This is a genomic window from Curtobacterium sp. MCLR17_040, assembly GCF_003234735.1.
In the GTDB taxonomy this organism is placed as follows: domain Bacteria; phylum Actinomycetota; class Actinomycetes; order Actinomycetales; family Microbacteriaceae; genus Curtobacterium; species Curtobacterium flaccumfaciens.
Genome location: NZ_QKTE01000014.1, coordinates 42,506 through 61,977, shown reverse-complemented (window position 1 = coordinate 61,977; position 19,472 = coordinate 42,506). Strand labels below are relative to the sequence as shown.

General features: G+C 70.5%; 17 protein-coding genes. 6 read left to right on the top strand and 11 right to left on the bottom strand.

The features are described 5' to 3' along the window. Positions 1-35 precede the first annotated feature (35 nt). The 5 genes from DEJ01_RS12590 to DEJ01_RS12570 form a co-directional block, all read right to left on the bottom strand. On the bottom strand, positions 36-650 hold the full coding sequence (locus DEJ01_RS12590) for a hypothetical protein (protein WP_111093172.1): 615 nt from the start codon (positions 648-650) through the stop codon (positions 36-38). Next, positions 647-1,249, bottom strand: coding sequence for a hypothetical protein (locus tag DEJ01_RS12585; protein ID WP_111093171.1), 603 nt, complete (start codon positions 1,247-1,249; stop codon positions 647-649). The genes DEJ01_RS12590 and DEJ01_RS12585 overlap by 4 nt, the downstream gene beginning before the upstream one ends. Before the next feature lie 103 nt (positions 1,250-1,352). Next, on the bottom strand, positions 1,353-1,832 hold the full coding sequence (locus tag DEJ01_RS12580) for a DUF4395 domain-containing protein (protein ID WP_111093170.1): 480 nt from the start codon (positions 1,830-1,832) through the stop codon (positions 1,353-1,355). After that, positions 1,829-2,317: a thioredoxin family protein gene (locus DEJ01_RS12575; protein WP_111055039.1), complete on the bottom strand. Its 489-nt coding sequence runs from the start codon at positions 2,315-2,317 to the stop codon at positions 1,829-1,831. The genes DEJ01_RS12580 and DEJ01_RS12575 overlap by 4 nt, the downstream gene beginning before the upstream one ends. A gap of 91 nt (positions 2,318-2,408) precedes the next feature. Beyond that, a complete protein-coding gene (locus tag DEJ01_RS12570; RefSeq protein WP_111093169.1) occupies positions 2,409-3,161 on the bottom strand; it encodes a hypothetical protein in 753 nt (250 codons plus the stop codon). A gap of 91 nt (positions 3,162-3,252) precedes the next feature. On the opposite strand from DEJ01_RS12570, the gene DEJ01_RS12565 reads away from it, so the two are divergent. Continuing rightward, a complete protein-coding gene (locus tag DEJ01_RS12565; RefSeq protein ID WP_258375712.1) occupies positions 3,253-3,480 on the top strand; it encodes a DUF1653 domain-containing protein in 228 nt (75 codons plus the stop codon). A gap of 18 nt (positions 3,481-3,498) precedes the next feature. On the opposite strand, the gene DEJ01_RS12560 is transcribed toward DEJ01_RS12565, so the two are convergent. After that, complete coding sequence (locus tag DEJ01_RS12560; RefSeq protein WP_181438440.1) at positions 3,499-5,562, bottom strand: nuclease-related domain-containing DEAD/DEAH box helicase; 2,064 nt, start codon at positions 5,560-5,562, stop codon at positions 3,499-3,501. 326 nt (positions 5,563-5,888) lie between these two features. Here DEJ01_RS12560 and DEJ01_RS12555 point away from each other — a divergent pair, with 326 nt between their 5' ends. The 3 genes from DEJ01_RS12555 (at position 5,889) to DEJ01_RS12545 (ending at position 10,802) form a co-directional block, all read left to right on the top strand. Then, on the top strand, positions 5,889-9,398 hold the full coding sequence (locus DEJ01_RS12555) for a TM0106 family RecB-like putative nuclease (protein ID WP_111093167.1): 3,510 nt from the start codon (positions 5,889-5,891) through the stop codon (positions 9,396-9,398). 17 nt (positions 9,399-9,415) lie between these two features. After that, on the top strand, positions 9,416-9,796 hold the full coding sequence (locus DEJ01_RS12550) for a hypothetical protein (RefSeq protein WP_146247610.1): 381 nt from the start codon (positions 9,416-9,418) through the stop codon (positions 9,794-9,796). 148 nt (positions 9,797-9,944) lie between these two features. Then, the gene (locus DEJ01_RS12545; RefSeq protein ID WP_111093165.1) at positions 9,945-10,802 is read left to right on the top strand and encodes a nuclease-related domain-containing protein; all 858 of its coding nucleotides are present in this window, start codon (positions 9,945-9,947) and stop codon (positions 10,800-10,802) included. 31 nt (positions 10,803-10,833) lie between these two features. On the opposite strand, the gene DEJ01_RS12540 is transcribed toward DEJ01_RS12545, so the two are convergent. From DEJ01_RS12540 to DEJ01_RS12525, 4 genes are all read right to left on the bottom strand, one after another. Further along, on the bottom strand, positions 10,834-11,259 hold the full coding sequence (locus tag DEJ01_RS12540; protein ID WP_146245733.1) for an SseB family protein: 426 nt from the start codon (positions 11,257-11,259) through the stop codon (positions 10,834-10,836). A 95-nt stretch (positions 11,260-11,354) separates the two neighbouring features. Then, positions 11,355-12,158 carry an SDR family oxidoreductase gene (locus DEJ01_RS12535; RefSeq protein WP_111093163.1) on the bottom strand — a complete coding sequence of 268 codons (804 nt, stop codon included), beginning with the start codon at positions 12,156-12,158 and terminating at the stop codon, positions 11,355-11,357. Between the two features lie 120 nt (positions 12,159-12,278). Continuing rightward, a complete protein-coding gene (locus DEJ01_RS12530; RefSeq protein ID WP_220038690.1) occupies positions 12,279-13,070 on the bottom strand; it encodes an HNH endonuclease family protein in 792 nt (263 codons plus the stop codon). A 66-nt stretch (positions 13,071-13,136) separates the two neighbouring features. After that, positions 13,137-16,577, bottom strand: coding sequence for a DEAD/DEAH box helicase (locus DEJ01_RS12525; protein ID WP_146247609.1), 3,441 nt, complete (start codon positions 16,575-16,577; stop codon positions 13,137-13,139). A 122-nt stretch (positions 16,578-16,699) separates the two neighbouring features. Here DEJ01_RS12525 and DEJ01_RS12520 point away from each other — a divergent pair, with 122 nt between their 5' ends. Together DEJ01_RS12520 and DEJ01_RS12515 are read left to right on the top strand one after the other, a co-directional pair. Beyond that, entirely contained in the window at positions 16,700-16,897 is a 198-nt protein-coding gene (locus DEJ01_RS12520; protein ID WP_027465181.1) for a hypothetical protein, read from the top strand. A gap of 116 nt (positions 16,898-17,013) precedes the next feature. Further along, on the top strand, positions 17,014-18,015 hold the full coding sequence (locus DEJ01_RS12515; protein WP_111093161.1) for an AraC family transcriptional regulator: 1,002 nt from the start codon (positions 17,014-17,016) through the stop codon (positions 18,013-18,015). Between the two features lie 43 nt (positions 18,016-18,058). Here DEJ01_RS12515 and DEJ01_RS12510 read toward each other — a convergent pair whose 3' ends face one another. Next, positions 18,059-19,471: an amino acid permease gene (locus tag DEJ01_RS12510; RefSeq protein ID WP_111093160.1), complete on the bottom strand. Its 1,413-nt coding sequence runs from the start codon at positions 19,469-19,471 to the stop codon at positions 18,059-18,061. Position 19,472 lies beyond the last annotated feature (1 nt).

Here is a 19,472-nt window from a genome sequence, read left to right as displayed (position 1 = left end):
ACCTCAGGACTACGAGGTGCGGCAGGCCTACTGAGTCAGCGCTGGCGGGCGGCTGCTTCGGTGGCCGCCTGCACGTAGCGCCGGCAGCTTCGGGACCGGTGGAGGAAGAGTGGCGTGAAGACGACGGCCGCAACGAGGAGCGTGCCGCAGAGGATCCGACTGAAGACGGCAGAGAAGGGGTCGTCGCCGACGAGGTTCGGGAGCTGCGGACCAACGACGCCGAGGCAGAGCAGCAGGAACTGACCGAGGGCGATCGGCTGGTAAGCGGCGCGGAGACGGGCGAGGTCGAACGCCCGTTGTGCGAGGTCAGAATCGGCCGGTTCGATCGGGGCTTGCTTCGCGATCGCCTGCGCGAGGGTCTTCCGGCCGAAGCGCGAGAGCCCTTCGAGGGGCGCCTGCATCTGCGGAGTCAGCCGGAGTGTGGTGGCGACGAGCGAGAACGCCCCCGCGAGTCCTCCGGCCGCCACCGTGCACCCGATCACCACGAGGGGCCATCCCGGGCCTCGGCGCGCGTCTCCGAGCAGGATGACGACCACGACGCCCACCATCAGGCCGACGATTCCGCCGGCCAGGATGATCCAAGCCGTCCTGCGCCAGGCTCGGCGGGCGATCACCTCCGGTGTCGAGTGCATCTCCGTTGCGGTGGTCATACGACGGAGACCGGAGTGTCGGTGCGGCGATCGTTGTCGGCAGTGGCGGCATCCGCGTAGCGCCGCGCTCGGCGGCCTCGGACGACCAGCAACGGCACGACGAACACCATTTCGATGACGAAGAGCGCGAGGAAGATCCGGCTGATGATCGCATTGCCATCGCCGGTGACGACCCGGGCGAACTGGGGAGCTGCGGCTCCTGCGAACAGCAGGAGGTTCTCGACGAGGATCAGCCCGTTGAACGCGGCGGTCGCGCGGGCGAGGGTGAGCGCACGGTGCTGCAGTTCCGGGCCTGCGTCGTCCGCGAGCGGAACGCCCGAGCGGATGGCTCCCTTGATGATCTTGCGACGGTCTCTCGTCAGGTCCTCGGTCGCCTGCGTGATGATCGACGACGCGCGTGCCGTGGCTGGGAGCAACGAGAGCATCCCGGCCAAGCCTACGAGCACGGCGACGCACGTGCAGATCGCCAGGGCGACGGTCCAACCGTCCTCGTCCCGCGAGGTTGCCCAACCGGCTACTGCCCCCGCGACCGCGGCGATCGACACGACCAGGGCGGTGCGACGCCACGCGCGCCGGATGATTCGTTCGTCTTCCCCCACTCGCTCACCCTACGGGGCGGGGCAGAGCCGTGTTCTGGAGCCGAGCACCTGTCGGACGCTGGCGGTGCGGTCGAGGTGGGGCGGGCCTCCAGGCCGGACGCCGTCAGGCGACGCCGCGCCGCGGACGGAAGACGCCCGCCCGGACCAGCCACACGTAGAGCAGGCAGCCGATGCACACGTCGAAGACAGCGTTGAGGAACGCGGCGACCAGGGCGACTGCGGCACCGATCGGAGCGGCGTACGGCACGCCGAGCAGTGCGAGGAGCACCGAGACCGCGGTCACGAACAGGCCGACCTGCTGAGCGAAGGTCGGGGGTTCCGGGGCCTCGAGTTCGGCGGGCGGGGCGAGGCGTGGGCGGACGGCTCGTCGGAAGAGTGCGCCGTAGGGGTGGCGGCGGATGCCGGCGATGCCTCCGACGGCGAACAGCACGACGATGACCGCGAGCAGCACGATGCCGGCGACCCACGTCTCGGGGATCAGCGTGAGGACGATCGTCGCGGCGAGGAGCACCGTGGTGATGGCGGCGCCGAAGCGTGGGGAGCGCGGGTCGATGCCGCGTGTGGGGTCGTTCGTGGTGGTCATCGGGACTCCTGGGTGCCGGTCGTGTCTGCGGTGCCGGTGGTGCCCGCGGTTCCTGCGGTCAGGACAGTGGCGAGGGCTGCGGCGAGCTCGGGTGGGCGGGGTGGGCCTCCGAAGCGGGTGTGGACCGAGCGGTCGGCGTCGAGCAGCAGGACCGTCGGGGTCTGCAGGACTTCGAAGCGGCTCGCGAGTTCGGGTCGCTCCGCGAGGTCGATCTCGATGCGGCGAACGCCCTCGTGTTGACCGGCGACGGCGGCGAGCAGCCGGCGCGTGGCCGGGCAACGAGCACACGTCGGCGTCGAGAACTGGACGAGGGTCGCGGCCGCGCCGTAGTCGTTGTCGAGCGCGAGGCCATCTGCGTCCTGCCTCGACGACGTGGCGGTGCCCACCGGTCGGGCTCGTCCGGTCCGGTGGCGGAGCAGGAGACCGAGGACCGTCGCGAGCGCGAGGACCCCCACGAGCACGGCCACTGCGGTTCCGACGTTCACACGGCGACGATACGCCCGGCTGACGAACTGCTGTCGAACGTGACCGGATGTGACCGCGAGGTGTGCGCGTCTCGCCGGGCTTGGCGGGTGCTCAGCCCTCGGGGAGCGTGCGGACCCACTGCTCGAACGCGGCGGCGTCGTCGTTGCTGAAGACGGCGGAAGGCCGCGACTCGTCCTTCGCCGAGTGCAGGAAAAGCATGCCGTCGGCGATCCCCGGCGTCGCGTCGTCGAGGACGGACGACTTCGCCGCGACGCCCTTCCTGGTGAGGAAGGTCAGCTGTTCGCCGTTCGTCGATTCTGCGATCGCCGATTCACCGTCGAAGAACGAGGCGAGCTCCATCACCAGGAACGCGGTGGCCCCGTCCTGCGTGGTGAGGGCGACGGCTGGCTTCGTCCGGCTCTTGCCGAACGGATGCTCGACCACCGTGGCCGTGACTCCCGACCCGGTCCACGGTTGCACCTCGGTCAGGGGGAGCCTGGCGGCGACCCGCGCCGCGGGTCGTTTCCGCGGGAGGGCGGCCTGGAACAGCAACGACCCGATCACGACCGCGAGGAACCAGGCGTACGGCGAGAACGTCTTCGTCGCGATGAGGACGAGGAATCCACCGAGGAACCCCGCCCCGACCAGGTTCGGCCACCACCTCGACTCCTGACGCAGGCCGAGCGGCCACACCACCGCGCCGTACACGAGTCCGACGACGGTTGGGACCCAGAAGGCCGAGGGACGGATGGCGCCGGCGTGGAAGTGCAGCCAGACGTCCGCGACCGCCATGACGACCGCCATCACGACGAAGAAGACGCGCTGTGCGCGACGGTCCCGCTCTCGAGTGCTCAGTGCGGTCATGTGGTTCCCCCGTGGTGCTCGTTCCCCGTGCTGCTCAGTCAAGCAGAACGCGTGGTCATGGTCCGACCGCTCGGGCCGTACCCTCGGTCGCGTGACTGACGACGTGACCGCGGGCCGCTACCGACACTTCAAGGGCAACGACTACGAGGTGCTGCTCGTCGCCCGGGACGTCGAGACCGAGGAGCCCGTGGTCGTGTACCAGGCGCTCTATGGCGAACGCGGGCACTGGGTTCGCACGCTCGCCGACTTCACAGCACACGTGACACGTGACGGGTACGACGGGCCGCGGTTCGTGCAGCGACCGTCATCACACGAGTGAACGTCGCCGGGAAGGCGTTCAGTTGCTGACGCCGACCCACAACTCATCACGTGCCCTGGTCATCCCGACGTAGAGCTCCCGGAGATCGAGGCGCCGTCGTTCGAGCGCGCTGTCCGGGGCGTCCTCGGGAGGGTCGACCAGCAGCGCCGAGGGGATGTCGGTGAGGAACACGTGCTTGAACTCCAAGCCCTTCGCGCGTTTGATCGTGCCGACCTTGATCGCATCTGAGGTCTGCCCGCGGTAGGACTCGACGGAAATCGCGGCGAGTTTGTCGCGGCGAAGCATCTTGAGGAGCCGATCGGCGCTGGCGTTGCTCGGTGTCAGGATGCCGATGTCGCCGGTGCGCGCCCGACCACGATCGATCGCTGCACGGAGCGCCTCGAGCAGGAGCCGGTCGAGCTCACGGTGGTCCGACGACCGGTGGAGCACCGGCTTTGGCCCCGACCGGGTGATCGCCGCCACGGTGTCCCCGGGAGCGTCTGTACCCTCGATGTCGGTGACGATGTCGTCGGCGACCAAGCGGCGCGCGAACTCCGCAATCTCTCGTGTGTTCCGGTGATTGACGTCGAGGACGACGCCGCGGCCCGCCAACGAGATCCCGACCTCACTGAGCGTGTAGCCGCCGGGGTAGATGGACTGTTGCCCGTCGCCGATGAGGGTGAGGCCGTCCTGACGATCACCGACAAGGGCGTGCAGCATGCCGACGGAGAGGGATGTCAGGTCCTGCGCTTCATCGATCAGGACAGCGTCGTACCGGTCGAGCGGCCGCTCGAGAAGCTCATCTCGTGCTGTTCGGATGAGGTCGGCCCAGTCCATGACCCGAAGGCTTCGCAGGTTTCGGTCGTACGCCTCCGCGAGCCCCCAGACGTGCTGCCTGAGTTCGACCGGCAGCCGGTACTTGCGGCCGACCCTGGCGACGGTTGCGTACTGGTCGAAGTCGAGCAGTCCGCGACCCTTGATCACGTGGTCGACCTCGTCGCGCCAGTAGTCGACGGAGAACTTGGAACTCCGGAGGGGATGGGACTCTGGAAGATCTCGCCAGGCGCGCCACCAAGCGCTGTTGACGAGGCCCTGATCGACCCGGAACGGGACCTTGCGCTCGGTCAGGATCCCGTGCGCGAATGCGTGGACTCCCGCGAACTCGACCTTCGCTGCGTGTGCCGGTTCGAGCCGCCGCAGGAGAGATTCGAGCACGGCCGGGAACGTTCTGACGTAGGTCGTGACCAGGACCCTCTTCCGGCTCCGGCGCGCGAGGTGGGCGGTGCGGTGCAAGCCGACGACTGTCTTGCCCGTCCCTGCCGCGCCGCGGATCCGCGCAGGTCCGTTGAAGCTCCGCCGGGCGATCCGTGCTTGAGCCGGATCGAGGTACGACATCCACGTCTCGATGGGTGCATCGTCCAGGTGAAGGAGTCCTTGGTGGAACGTCGCGAGGTCGAAGAGTGGAGCTTGTTCTGGTCGTTGTTCGATGAGGAGCGCCGAGGGAGTGGGGTCCGGGCTCGGAAGGAGCGCGAAGTAATCGCGTGCGACGGCAGCGACTCGTTCTGCGTCGGCCGGCGTGAGCCGCGCGCCGCGCCGGCGGATTTTGTCCACCAGTCGATCGACACCGATGACCTCGATGACGCCGACCTGCGCGGTAATTGTCGGCTGGAGGGTCATCGCCGCGATGCAGTGCACCTCGCTCGGAGGAAGGCCGACCTCGGCAAACGCCTCCTGAGCCCCGTCGAGAAGCGAGCCGAGTGAGTCGAAGGTGTCAGCCACGTCTTCATCGCCGCGGTGTGGCCGACCGTTCTCGATCGAGAACTCCCGCCAGGCCTTGGTGTCGACGATGAAGACGCCGGCACGACCGACCAGGATGAGGTCGACCTGAGCGTTCTTCGAACCGGGCCAACGTCGATCAGTCAGGAAGTGGAAACCGTCGGCGGTCAAGTCCGAGAGGAGTTGCAGGGTCTGTGCCTCCGTGCGTTCCGCCACCGCAAAGCGGGCAGCCTCTGCTCGGAGTGCAAGCGCGCCGGGCGGATCGGCAGCCGCTTCGGCCAACAAGTGCCGTGCTCGTGCTCCGGCCGATGCGCCCGCGACGCTCATGCTGAAAGTCCCTCCACGGGGCGAACAGCTCGATGGCCAGCCGGGTCCCCGTCCCTGATCAGCCACGAGCCAGTCTCGCGGGTGAGGCGTGCTCGCAACAGGCACCCATTCGGGCGACGCGATTCGATACGAGAGTGCGTCTTGCACCGCGGCGCGGACCGTTTCGGGACGACGGCGTGCTCGATGATCATGCTGCCTCCGCTGAGCGACCTCCGGACCGAAGATGCACACCAACATGTCAGATGATCGGTTGCCGGGCAAGGGGGAAGGGTGAACGTCGGCGCCCACCCCTAGGCTTTCAGCGCACCATAGAGACGGGGGAGCGCATGCAGATCGGCGTCGACGGGCACGTGCTGCTCAGCCCGAGCGACCTGAGCACGTGGTCGGCCTGCGAGTGGGCATTCCTGCGCCGCCTCGACGCCAAGCTCGGTCGCGGGGAAGCCCTGCCCGATGTGCACGACGACATGCTCGAGCGCACCGCACGGCTGGGGGACCAGCACGAGCTCGACTACCTCGACATCCTCAAGCAGACCCGCGACGTCGTCGAGTTCGACCGCCCCGCCCCGCCGGACTACGTACGCGCCGCAGCCGAAGCACGACAGGCCTTCGCCGACGGTGCCGACGTGCTCTACCAGCCGACGTTCCACACAGCGCCGACGGCAGACGCCCCCGGGTTCATCGGCTTCGCGGACTTCATCATCCGCAACGACCGCGGCGAGTACGAGGTCTACGACACCAAGCTCGCCCGGCACGCCAAGATCAGCGCCCTGCTGCAGCTCGCCGCGTACGCCGAGCAGATGCAGGCGCACGGCATCCCCACCGGGCAGCAGGTGCACCTGGTGCTCGGCGACCGGACGACCACGACGCACGACCTCGCCGACATCGCGCCGGTGTACCGCACACAGCGCGCCGAACTGCAGCGGGTCATCGCCGAGCGCATCGCCGCCGACGAGTCGCTGCAGTGGGGTGACCCGCGGTACTCCAGCTGCGGGCGCTGTGCGATCTGTTCGACCCAGGTGGCCGAGCACCGCGACCTCGTCCTCGTCGCGGGCATGCGCCTCGACCAGCGGGCGAAGCTGATCAAGCACGAGGTGCGGACGATCGACGACCTGGCGGTCCGCACCCGGGCAGTGCCGGGCTTGTCCCTCGCGACGCAGGATCGGCTGGTACATCAGGCGAGCCTCCAGATCGAATCGGAAGACGCCCGACGGGCGGGCGCCGACGGGCCGGGCCAGCCCGTGAAGCCGCGCTTCGAGGTCCTCGACGCCCGTGCGCTCGACGCGATCCCGGCGCCCGACCCGGGCGACGTGTTCTTCGACTTCGAGGGCGACCCGCTGCACACCGAGGACGGCGTGCACTGGGGCCTCGACTACCTGTTCGGCCTGGTCGACGACCGCGCTGAGTTCACCGCGTTCTGGGCGCACACCCTCCGCGACGAACGAGTTGCGCTGGAGCAGTTCCTCGCGTTCATCGAGGCCCGGCGGCAGCAGTACCCGGGGATGCACATCTACCACTACGCGGCCTACGAGCGGACGCACCTGCTGTCGCTCGCCGCCCGGCACGGGGTGGGTGAAGAGGCCGTCGACGACCTGCTGCGCGCCGGCGTCCTGGTCGACCTGTACCCGATCGTCCGCAAGGCCCTGGTCGTCGGCAGCCACAGCTACTCGATCAAGAAGCTCGAACCGCTGTACATGGGCTCGGACCTGCGCGAGAGCGACGTCACGAACGCCGCGGACAGCATCACCGCCTACGTCGACGCGATCGAGGAACTCCGGAACGGCGACGCCGCCGAAGGGCAGCGGATGCTCGACCAGGTCGCCGACTACAACGCCTACGACTGCCGTTCGACCCTGCGCCTGCGCGACTGGCTCCGCTCGCTGCGCACCGACGACCCCGATGCGGCCGACCCCGCGCTCGAGCTCGAGGTCCCGCCGATCCCGGTCGAGCGCGAGCCGAACCCGGTGTCCGTCGCCCTGGCCGCGCAGCTCGAGGACGTCGACGCCCTCGACCGCACCCCTGACCAGACCGCGCTGGCGCTCGCCGCAGCCGCGATCGACTACCACCGCCGCGAGGCCAAGACCTTCTGGCAGGACCACTTCGACCGCCTGCGGAACCCGGTCGACGACTGGGCCGACACCCGCGACGTCCTGGTCGTGGAGCGTGCGTCCGTCGAGCGTGACTGGGACACGCTGCCGCGTGCCCGCTCACAGTCGCGGGAACTCCGGTTGTCGGGGACGCTCGCGCCCGGCTCGCGGCTCCGGCCTGGAGGCACGCCCCACCTGGTCTACGACGACCCGCTTCCGCCATCGGTCGCCTCACCGGGCCCCGGGTCGAAGGGCGCGTCGTCGCGCGCCGTGATCGTGGACGTCTGGGACAACGGCGATGCCGTCGAGGTCCTGCTGAAGGAGGGCCTGCCCGTCGGTGGCGAACCGCACCACGAGTTCCCGGTGGCCCTCGCCCCGTCGGCACCGCCCCGCGCGAAGCCCCAGCCCGAGGCGATCGCCTGGTGGGGTCAGGCCGTGCTCGACGAGCTGCCGGCGATGCTGCCCGACCCGGCGCTCGACCTGCTGCGTCGGGTGCCCCCGCGTGGCCCGATCGTCCCGGTGCAGGGCGACGACACGGTGTCGGCCGTCGTGTCGACCCTGCTCGGCCTCGACCGGTCGTACCTGGCGATCCAGGGCCCTCCCGGCACGGGCAAGACCTACGTCGGCTCGAACGTCGTCGCCCGGCTCGTCCGCGAGCATGGCTGGCGTGTGGGGGTCGTCGGCCAGTCACACGCGACGTCGGAGAACTTCCTCGCCTCGGTGGTCAAGGCCGGCGTCCCGGCGGACCGGGTCGTGAAGGTGCCGAAGTCCGGCGCGACCGAGGACGAGCTCGACGCCGCGGCCTGGACCCCGGTGAAGAACGGTGCTGCGGTCGCCGCGTTCCTGTCCTCCTCCGAGGCCTCGGGTATCGGCGGTGTCGTCGGTGGCACGGCATGGACGTTCGCGAACGAGTCGACGATCGAGCGCCGTTCGCTCGACCTGCTCGTGGTCGACGAGGCCGGACAGTTCTCCCTCGCACCGACCATCGCGTCGTCGGTCGCCGCGACCCGGCTCCTGCTGCTCGGGGATCCCCAGCAGCTGCCCCAGGTGTCACAGGGCTCGCACCCGGAGCCCGTCGACGAGTCCGCGCTCGGCTGGCTCGCCGACGGCCAACACGTCCTGCCGCCCGAGTTCGGCTACTTCCTGGCCCGCACCCGCCGCATGGAGCCCGCGCTGACCGAATCCGTCTCTGCCCTGTCGTACGACGGAAAGCTCGCCTCGATGGTCTCCGGACGGCACCTCGACGGCATCGACGCGGGTGTGCACCCCGTGCCGGTCGTCCACGCGGGCAACACGACGTCCTCTACTGAGGAGGCCGCCCGGGTCGTCACCCTCGTCGGTGACGTCGTCGGCCGCACATGGACGGACGGTTCCGACACCCGTGCACTGACCGACGAGGACGTCATCGTGGTGGCGCCGTACAACGCGCAGGGGGCACTGATCCGGCAGGAGCTCGACCGCAAGGGCTTCACCGGCACCCAGGTCGGCACGGTCGACCTGTTCCAGGGCCGAGAGGCCGTCGTGTCGATCGTGTCCCTGGCGGCGTCGAGCGCAGCGGACATCCCGCGCGGCCTCGACTTCCTGCTCATGCCGAACCGGTTGAACGTGGCGATCTCGCGGGCGAAGTGGGCGGCGTACCTCGTGCACTCACCGGCGCTGACCACCGGACTGCCCCCGTCGATCGCGGGCCTGTCCCTGTTGTCCCGCTTCATCGAGCTCGTCGAGCCGTGCCCGCAGGCTGTCCGAGCCTGATCGCGAAGGCGGGGGACATGCTGGAGGACTGGGCGAGCCGACCCGCGCCGTGGCGCTCTCGGGCGTCGACGGCTGACCTCGTCGTGACCGTTTCGCTGTTCGTCGCGACGGCGCTGGCTGGGATCGCCGCTGTGCTCATCGGGTGGGTCTTCGCCGGACTGTCGCAGTACAGCTGTGACTGGGAGACGTCGACGCGTCCGTGCACGCCGTGGGTCGCGTGGCTCCCGAGCCTGGTCGAGAGCATCGTGCTCGTCGCCGTCTTCGTCGGGGGTGCGGTCGTCGCCGCACGGGTTCGGCGGACGAGGTCGCAGGGATGGGCGGTCGCTGTCGGCACCGCGACCGTCATGGCGATCGTGGTGTCCGTGACCTGGGTGGTCGTCGCGGAGCACGCCGGCTGAGTCAGCGCTGCGTGACGGTTCTGGTTCACGAACCCTGGGGATCGTGAACCAGAACCGTCAACCGCGAGAAACCATGGGCCCGCCCGCCGCGCTGTGACGCCAGAACGAGGGCTGGCCGGACCAGGCGTCGTCCTGAAACGGTGGAGGCATGGGGGAGCACACGATCACCGCGGACCGTCCGAGCCCGAAGGGAACGGCGCCGCTGACACTCCGCGCCCGCAAGCCCGGGTACGCCGTGATGCAGCAGTGTCTCGCGATCCAGGCCGACGGCCGCGCACTGACGACCTGGCAGCGGTTCTGGGGGCACGACCCGCTCCGGCCGGAAGCCCGTTCGTGGTTCAAGGGGGCGATCGGCGAGCGGCAGGTCGCGGCGCAGCTCGAGGAACTCGGCCCGGACTTCACGGTCCTGCATGCCGTCCCGATCGGGAGGGGCAGCACGGACATCGATCACATCGTGGTCGGTCCGACCGGCGTCTTCTCGATCAACACGAAGAACCACTCCGGTCACGCGGTCTGGGCGGGCGGACGCACACTGATGGTGAACGGCCAGCGGACGCCGCACGTGCACCGCGCGCTGGCCGAGGGAGAGCGTGCAACAGCACTGCTGTCGGCCGCAGCGGGCGGTCCGATCCTCGTGCAGCCGATCCTGGTGGTCGAGACTGCCGAACTCCGGTTCGGCAAGAAGCCGCCGGCCGCCGTGGTCCTCGAGCCCGAGCGTGTGGGGAGCTGGATCCGCGGCCTCCCACGTGCGCACTCCGACGAAGCCGTGCGCTTCCTGTCGATGCTGGCGGAGGAACGGGGCACCTGGCACGTCGATGCCGTGGTCATCAACGACACACTCCGCCACGTCCAGCGCTTCGAGCGACTCGAACGCGAGATCGCCGACGCTCGCTCCCGCCGCAGCCTCATGCGCCGGGCTCGGGTCGTCGCGGTCCTGGCAGTTCCGGCGGGTGGTCTGCTCGGGTACTGGTGGGCCGTCGCTGTCGCGGCGATGGCGGCTGCCTGACGACGATCGCGCCGAGCCTCTGACGCAGCGGTCAGTCGTCGCTGGTCGGGACGCCGCTCTGCATCTGCACCCGCATCTGGGCGAGGACATCGGCGTGCAGGAAGTTCGCCTCGGCCGCACTCGTGGGGTCAACCACGATGCCGAACTCCTCGGGGAGCGCGGACACGAGCTCGGACATCGGCACCGGACGCCCCTCGGCCTCGGGCAGACCGGCGGCGAGCTCGGCCGGGTCGGTGAAGACCGGCACGAACGGCTTGTCCCGGATCATGACGTGGGCGACGCTGCCGGCTTCCGGAGTGCCCGCCGGCTTCCAGGGGACCCATGCCGCGCTGCGCAGGAAGCCCGCGGGCGAGGCGGCCATCCGGCGGCGGAGTTCGGCGGCCGCGGTCGGCGGGGCCTTGTCGACCCCTCGGCCGAAGGCTGATCCGTTGGTCTGATCGGTACTCACACCAGCCATGCTGTCACGGTCGGCGGACACGGCGGGGCCGAGCCGCGCCTCCAGGCCGAAGCCCGGAGCACGCGGACGTGCGCCGGGCGTCGGAGGTGACGGTCTCAGTACGCGGCCGACTGCCCGCCGTCGATCGGGACGACCGTCGCGTTGACGTAGGACGCGTCGTCCGACAGCAGGAAGGCGACGACGGCGGCGATCTCGGGGGCCTCGCCGTAGCGCTTGGTCGGGTTGACCTGGATGAACTCCTCGGCGGCCTTGCGCGGGTTCTCGGCGTCGAGCTGCTTCATCGAGTTCTCGACCATGGGCGTCCAGATGGCTCCGGGGGCGATGGCGTTGATGCGGATGCCGTAGCGGCCGTACTCGACGGCCGAGTTGCGGGTGAGGCCGACGACGCCGTGCTTGGCTGCCGCGTACCCGGACTGGTTGCCGATGCCACGGATGCCGCCGACGCTCGCGGTGTTCACGACCATGCCGGAGCCCTGCTCGCGCATGACCTTGAGCACCTTCTCGAGCCCGAGGAACACGCCGCGCAGGTTGATCGACACGACGCGGTCGAACTCGGCAGCGGTGAAGGACTCGGTGGGGTTCTGCTTGCCCTCGATGCCGGCGTTGTTGAAGAAGCCGTCGATGCGGCCGAAGCGCTCGGTCGTGGCGGTGACGTAGGCGTCGACCTGGGCTTCGTCGGACACGTCGGCGACGGTCGTCAGGACCTGCGCATCCGGGGTGGCCTCGAGCACGGCGGCCTTCGTCGCCTCGAGTCCCTGCTCGGAGACGTCGACGAGGGAGAGCGCAGCGCCCTCGGCTGCCAGGCGGACGGCGGTCGCGCGGCCGAGGCCGGAGCCCCCGCCGGTGATGAGGACGACGCGGTCAGCGAAGCGGGTGGCGCCGGTGGTGGTTTCGGGCATGGTGGGAGGCCTCCTGAGGTCTTCGACGGTGAAGGGCTCGGGGTCCGCGGTGGGGCAGCGAGTCCGATCGATGCATCTGCATCGAGATACCTAGACTACACCTGTCGTTTAACGGCGGAGTCAGCAGGCGTCCAGCACCCGCACCATCGCGTCCCGCTCCGCCGGAGCCACCCACAGGCGGTACTTCGCCTTCACCGTGACCTGGTGCTCGACGTAGGTGCAGCGGAACGCCTTGTTGGCGGGGAGCCAGGTCGCCGCGTCGCCGGAGCCCTTCTGCGAGTTGGACCGCCCGTCGACGGCGAACAGGTTCACCGGGTCGTTCGCCAGCGCCTGCCGCTCGGTCTCGGTGAGCCGCTGCGCCCCGGTGCGCCAGGCGTTCTCGAGTGCGACGACGTGGTCGATCTGCACGAGCGTCGAGGTCGTGTTGCCGCGCACGAAGTCCACCCTCGCACCCGTGTACGGCGAGACGAGGGTGCCGGTGAGCACCTTGCAGCGGCCCTCGCGGGTGATGTCGGCGAGATCGCGGGCGAGGACGTCGTTCCGGGTGTCGCACCCGTTGCGGTCGACGTCGAGCCAGGCGCTGCCGAAGTCGCCGGTGCGGTCGTAGCCGGTGCCGGCGGCCTTGCCCTTGACGGGCAGGTCGGCGAGCTGGGTGCGTGCGCGGACCGCGTCGGCGTCGGCTCCGCGGCTGACGGTCGGACTGGAGGCGGGGTTCGCCCCCGACGACGCCTGCTGCGGTCCGATGGTGGTCGTCTCCCCGGCCGTGGGGTCGCCCGCAGCGGTCGTGCCCGCCGCGTCGGCGTCCGGCCCGAGGACGCCGGACGCGTCGAGCGCGTACCCGCCGACGGCGAGGGCCAGGACGACGAGGACGGAGGTCAGGGTGATGCGGCTGCGGCGTCGGCGGGACGTCATGCGGTGGGACTCCAGGTGGTGCGGGGCGGAACGTGGTGCGGGTCGAACGGGGGCGCGGGCGGCGGGTCAGGTCAGCAGCGAGCGGATGTCGTCGGCGGTGAGGTCGTCGGCGAACAGGGCGTCGTCGTCGATCATCGTGGCGAACAGCTCGGCCTTGCGAGCGGCGAGGGCGAGGACCTTCTCCTCGATGGTGTCCTCGGCGATGAATCGCTGGACGCTGACCGACCGGGTCTGCCCGATGCGGTGCGTGCGGTCGACGGCCTGGGACTCGGCGGCGGGGTTCCACCACGGGTCGAGCACGAACACGGTGTCCGCCTCGGTCAGGGTGAGCCCGAACCCGCCGGCCTTCAACGAGATGAGGAACGCCGGGGCGGTGCCCTGCCGGAAGCGCTCGATGACCTCGGGGCGCTTGCGGGTGGAGCCGTCGAGGTACTCGTAGCCGATGCCGCGGGCGTCGAGGGCGTCGGACACCATCCGCAGGAACGAGGTGAACTGGCTGAACACCAGGGCGCGACGGCCCTCCGCCGCGAGCTGTTCGAGTTCGTCGAGCAGCAGGTCGAGCTTGGCCGAGGGGATCGGGGTCGATCCCGACGTGACGTCCGAGTCCGCTGACGCTGACCCGGACGACCCGGACGACCCGGACGACACCAGCGCCGGCGACAGCGCGAGCATCCGCAGCAGCGTCAGCGACCGGAACACGATCATCCGGTTCTTCGACAGGTCGTCGATCAGGTCGAGGACCTTCAGGCGCTCCCGGTTCAGGGTGCGCTCGTACAGCTCCCGGTGCCCGGGGTCGAGCGTGACCCGGACGACTTGTTCTTGCTTCGGCGGCAGGTCGGCCGCGACGGCTTCCTTGGTGCGGCGAAGCATGAGCGGCCGGATCCGTCGACGCAGCCGCCCGGTGAGCTCTTGCCGGGCCTCGCCGCGGAGCTCGGGCGAGGCGAGGGGCTTCACGTAGTCGTCGCCGAACCGGGTCCAGGTGGACAGCAGCCCCGGCGCGACGATGTGGAACAGTGCCCACAGGTCGGTCAGGCCGTTCTCGAGGGGGGTGCCGGTGATCGCGAACTTCACGGGTGCCTGCAGCTCCGAGGCGACGCGGTGGGTCTGGGACTGCGGGTTCTTCACGAACTGGGCCTCGTCGAGCACCAGCGCCGACCACGGCAGGTCCGTCCAGGCGCGGGCGTCGAGCCGGAGCAGCGCGTACGAGGTGACGACGATGTCCGACGCAGCGGCGGTCCGGGCGACGAGCCCCGGGTCCTTCAACGACGTCGAGGTCACCGTCGCGACCCGCAACGACGGCACGAACTTGGCCGCTTCGGCCGCCCAGTTGCCGACGACCGACGTCGGTGCGACGACCAGGAACGGGGGCGCGTCGGGCTCCGCGGCACGACGGGCGGCGACCATCGCGAGCACCTGCAGCGTCTTGCCGAGGCCCATGTCGTCGGCGAGCACCCCGCCGATGCCGTGCGTCACCAGGAACGACAGCCACGCGTACCCGGCGTGCTGGTACGGCCGCAGGTCGGCGTGCACGGTGTCCGGCACGGGGACGTCACCCGGGGGAGTCGCCCCGAGCAGCCCCGAGGTGATCGCCTGCCACCGCTCGTCGTGCGAGGTCTCGTCGGCCAGCAGGTCGAACTCGGTCCACAGCCCGGCGTGCAGCGGCGTGACGGCGATCGGCTGGTCGGGCTCCCACTCGTCCAGCTCGCGGGCCTCGTCGATGAGCTCCTTGAGCCGGTCGAACGCGGGGTCGGCCAGCGACAGGTACGAGTTGTCGACGAGCTTGAGTCGTCGCTGCCGACCCGCGAGCGCGGTGAGCAGCGGCGTGAAGGGGATCTGCTTGCCGTTGACGCTGACGATGATGCCGAGGTCGAACCAGTCGTGCTTGTCCGACGGCATCGTCGTGACGCGGATGTGCGGCCGCCCGCTCAACCGCTCGTAGTCGAGCCGCTCACCCTGCACGACCGTGCGGACGCCGAGCGACGGCAGCTCGGGCAGGAACTCGTTCGCGAACACCGCGACGTCGGCCCCGTCGATGGTGCCGTCCTGGAACCAGTCCAGTCCGCCACCGGGTCCGGCAGGGCGGACGGGAGGCCCGGCCTGCGTCGCGTCGTCGGTCGGCGTCGACGACGTGGTCGGCTCCACCGCCGCGGCCGGGTCCGCGACGGGAGCGTCGTCGCTGCCCGTCGGATCGTCGGCGGCACGGAGCCCGGACAGGTCGGGGAGCGGGCCGTGCAGGGACACCGGGTCCTTCCGGCCGTCGACGTGCCAGCGCCAGTGCAGGTGCACGCGGTCGTCGGTGCGCGGGGCGCGGGCCGGCTCGAAGGTCGCGGTGAGCACGAGCTCGGGCGGGGTGCGCTCGGGCAGCTCCACCGAGCCGTCGGAGCTGACCAGCCCGAGGGCACCGCGCAACCGGGGTGACCAGTCGGCCAGGAACTCGTCGACCTCGGCGGTCGGCACGGTGATCCGGGTGCCTTCGACGAGCATGCGGCGCTGGTCCTCGGGCACCGGCGCCGGGGTCGGTGCGACGGCGACCGTGAACTCGGGGCTCTCGCGGAACACGTAGACGCCGTGGTCGCCGATCATCCGCGCCGCTCCGGGCACCACGGGCCGGCCGTCGAGCACGGCACTCGCACCGATCACCACGGCGTCGTCGTGCCGGCCGACGTCGAGCAGCACCTGCGCCTGCGTGCCGAGCACCGCACCGCCCTCGCGCTTGCCGGTGACGAACGCGATGTCGAGCGCCGCTGCCTGCTGCAGGAGCGGCCAGAGCAGGGGGCTCCGGAAGTCGTCGAGGTGCAGCCAGTCGCTCTCACCCGGCAGGCCCGCGAGCTGTCCGGCGCGGTGCAGGGCGGCGAGCTGCAGGAACCAGGCGTGCTGCTCGGCACCGACGCCGAGCCGGTTCTGCGAGTACGGGAGCGTGCCCCACGTCAGCTGCCCGCGCACCCAGTTGCCGGCGTCGCTGCGGGTCACCGGCCGGACGCCGAGCCGCACGCCGCGGGACGGCGCCGGCAGGGCGCGGCCGGCGGCACGGGCGCGCGAGGCGAGCTTGGCGGGGACCGCGTCACGCAACTCGAACTGCAGACCCATCCGGGTGCCCTGCGGGATGGGCGCCCGATCGTCGTCACCGGCGAGGCGGGCGAGGTCGTGCCTCCAGTCCGAGGGCGGCGGAGCCGGCGTCTCCGGGCGTGGGCCGGCGTTCGCGGCGAGGGCGCGGGCGTTGATGGTGAGGAGCGCGGCCGCGACGTGCTTGCAGTCACCGCCGAGCGGGCAGCTGCAGGTGCTGCGGACCGGGCGGACGAAGTCGCCGCGCGCCGGGGTGGTGTCGACGCGGAGTTCGTACGGGTCGTCGGCGGTGCCGGACACGATCGCGGTGACCGTGCCGTCGTCGTCGTGCCAGGTGGCGTCGTCGACCAGGCCGGCGCGGACGACGTCGCGTGCGCGGCCGAAGGTCTGCGGCCCGACGAAGCGGATGACGTCGACGGCGTCGATCATCGGGGCAGCAGGCACGGGACCATCGTGCCAGTCGCCACCGACGATCCGGGCCGCCACCCTGTGCGACGGACATCTGACAGGACTACCGTCCAACTCGGAGCGCGACGACTGCGGTCCACGGAACCGATTGGAAACGCATGCCGGACCGACTGCGGTGGGTACGCGATTCAGCCGACCACTGGAACGGGTGGATCGACGCCGAGGTCGTGTGCGACATCACCCGGACCGACACGTACACCGTCGATTCCCCGGACCACTCGTTGACCGGCGGGCACTCGTCCTTCGAGAGCGCGGCGGCTCAGGTGCACGGCTGGGTGCGCTGGACCGGCCGTTAGGCCGCGGAACGCAACCCGGTTGTACGTCCACCCGCTGCTCCCTAGCGTGAGAGGGCAGGCCGGGGACCACCCGGAGGTGACCACACCGCTCTGCTCCAGGAGAGAGAGGTGTTCCCATGACCGACACGACCGAGTCGCAGGCGCCCGCTCCGGGTTCCGATCCTGCTGCGCGCCCCGCTTCGCCGCGGTCGCTCGTCGCCGTGGCCGGTCAGGACACCGACGAAGCCATCAGCTCGCTCGCCGGCATGTACGCCGGCAAGGCCTGGTACTCCCGCGCCCTCGACCAGGAGTACTGGTTCAAGTACGTCGGTGTCGGTGACCAACGGCTGAGCGTCCGCCGTTCCCAGATGCACGGCTACCTGCGCGGTGACGTCGCCACCGAGGGCGAGGTCGTCGTCCAGTGGCTCGAACGCGGCGAGGCCCGCGTCGACGTCGGCCGCGACGAGGTGCGCATGCAGCCCGGCGTCCCGACGCTGTTCCCCGTCGAGCGCCGGTTCGAGATGGAGTACCAGGACTGGGACCAGCGCCTGGTGCACCTGCGCCGTGACCTGGTGCTCGACGTCGCCGCCGAGGACCACCTGGTCGACGGCACCATGGCGTTCGACACCACGACGACGCCGGACTCCGCAGCCCTCGGCCTGTGGCGGACCGCCGTGTCCGGCGCGCTCCGTGCGCTGCGCGAGGAGGGCGACGAGTCCCTTGCCTGGCACGAGGCGCAGCGTGACGTCGCCCGGGCCCTGTTCCGGATGTACCCGCTGCAGGCCGAGCGGTTCCCCGCGGGCTACGGCACCCGCAGCGACGGACGGCTCCGGGCCGCGGTCGAGTTCATCCAGGCGCACGCCCACCAACCGCTCACCGTCGCCGACATCGCACAGGCCGCGGGGCTGAGCATCCGGGGGATCCAGGAGTCGTTCCAGCGGGCGTTCGAGCGCTCGCCGATGACGTACCTGCGCGAAGTGCGGCTCGGACGGGTGCACGAGGAACTGCGGATCCTCGACCCGCAGGCGACCTCGGTGGCGGACGTCGCCCGGCGGTGGGGCTTCGCGCACATGGGGCGGTTCGCCTCGGTGTACGCGAACCGGTTCGGGGAGTACCCGCGGGAGACGTTGCGGCGTTGAGGGGCGCGGGCGTCGGCTGTGCTCAGCGCTTCGTCGGCTGTGCTCAGCGCTTCGCCGGCTCGGCCAGCTTGCTGTGCTTCCGCGAGTACCCGAAGTAGACGCCGAGCCCGATCGCGAACCAGATCGCGAACCGCACCCACGTCTCCCACTGCAGGAACGTGACGAGCCACAGCGACGCGATGACGCCGATGATGGGGATGACCGGCATGAACGGCAGCCGGAACTGGCGGTCCAGGTCGGGCTGCCGGTAGCGCAGCACCACCACGGCCGAGCACACCACGACGAACGCGAGCAGGATGCCGATGTTCGTGAGCTCGGCGACGACACCGATCGGCAGCACCCCGGCCAGGATCGCCGACGCGATGCCGAGGATCCAGGTCACCCGGGTCGGCACGTGCCGCTTCGGGTCGGTCTTCGCGAACCACTTCGGCATCAGGCCGTCGCGGCTCATCGAGAACCAGACGCGCGAGGCACCGAGCATGAACGTCACCAGCACCGTGACGATGCCGACGATGGCACCGATCGCGATGACGTTGGCGACACCGCCGAGCCCGACCGACGCGAACGCCGACGAGAAGCCCGAGGCAGGGTCGATGTCGGTGTACTTCTGCATCCCGGTGAGCACGAGGGTCGCCAGGACGTACAGCACCATCGAGATGCCGAGGGACAGCAGGATCGCCTTCGGCATGTGCTTGCGGGCGTCGGTGGACTCCTCGGCCGCGGTGGACATGGCGTCGTAGCCGAACACGGCGAAGAACACAGTGGCAGCGCCGGTCATCACGCCGCCGAAGCCGAACGGGAAGTACGGGGAGTAGTTGGCGCTGTTGATGTGGAACACCCCGAGCACGACGATGAGCACGACGAGCGCCACCTTGATGCCGACGGCGACGAACTCGAACCGTGCGGCGCTGCGGATGCCGCGCGTGAGGACGAAGGCGGTGAGCAGGCACAGCGCGATCGCGAAGACGTCGATCACGTGGCCGTCACCGGTGCCCGGGGCGCCGAGCATCCACGCGGGCAGGTCGATGCCGAACTGGCCGACCAGGAAACCGACGTAGCCGGAGATGCCGATCGCGACCACCGCCACGATCGCCGTGTACTCGAGCAGCAGGTCCCAGCCGATGAACCACCCGACGATCTCGCCCAGCACCGCGTAGCCGTACGTGTACGCGCTGCCGGCCTTCGGGATGAGCCCCGCGAACTCGGCGTACGACAACGCGGCGGCGGCGCTCGCGACCCCGGCGACCAGGAAGCTGATCAGCACCGCGGGTCCGGCGACGCCGTTCGCGACGGTGCCGGCGAGGGTGAAGATGCCGGCGCCGATGATGCCGCCGATGCCGATCGCGGTGAGCTGCCACAGACCGAGGTGCTGTTTCAGGCCGCCCTCGCCCCCGGCCTCGTCATCGATCGTGTCGATGGGCTTCCGTCGGAACAGGGTGCGTGTCGTCGTCGTCACC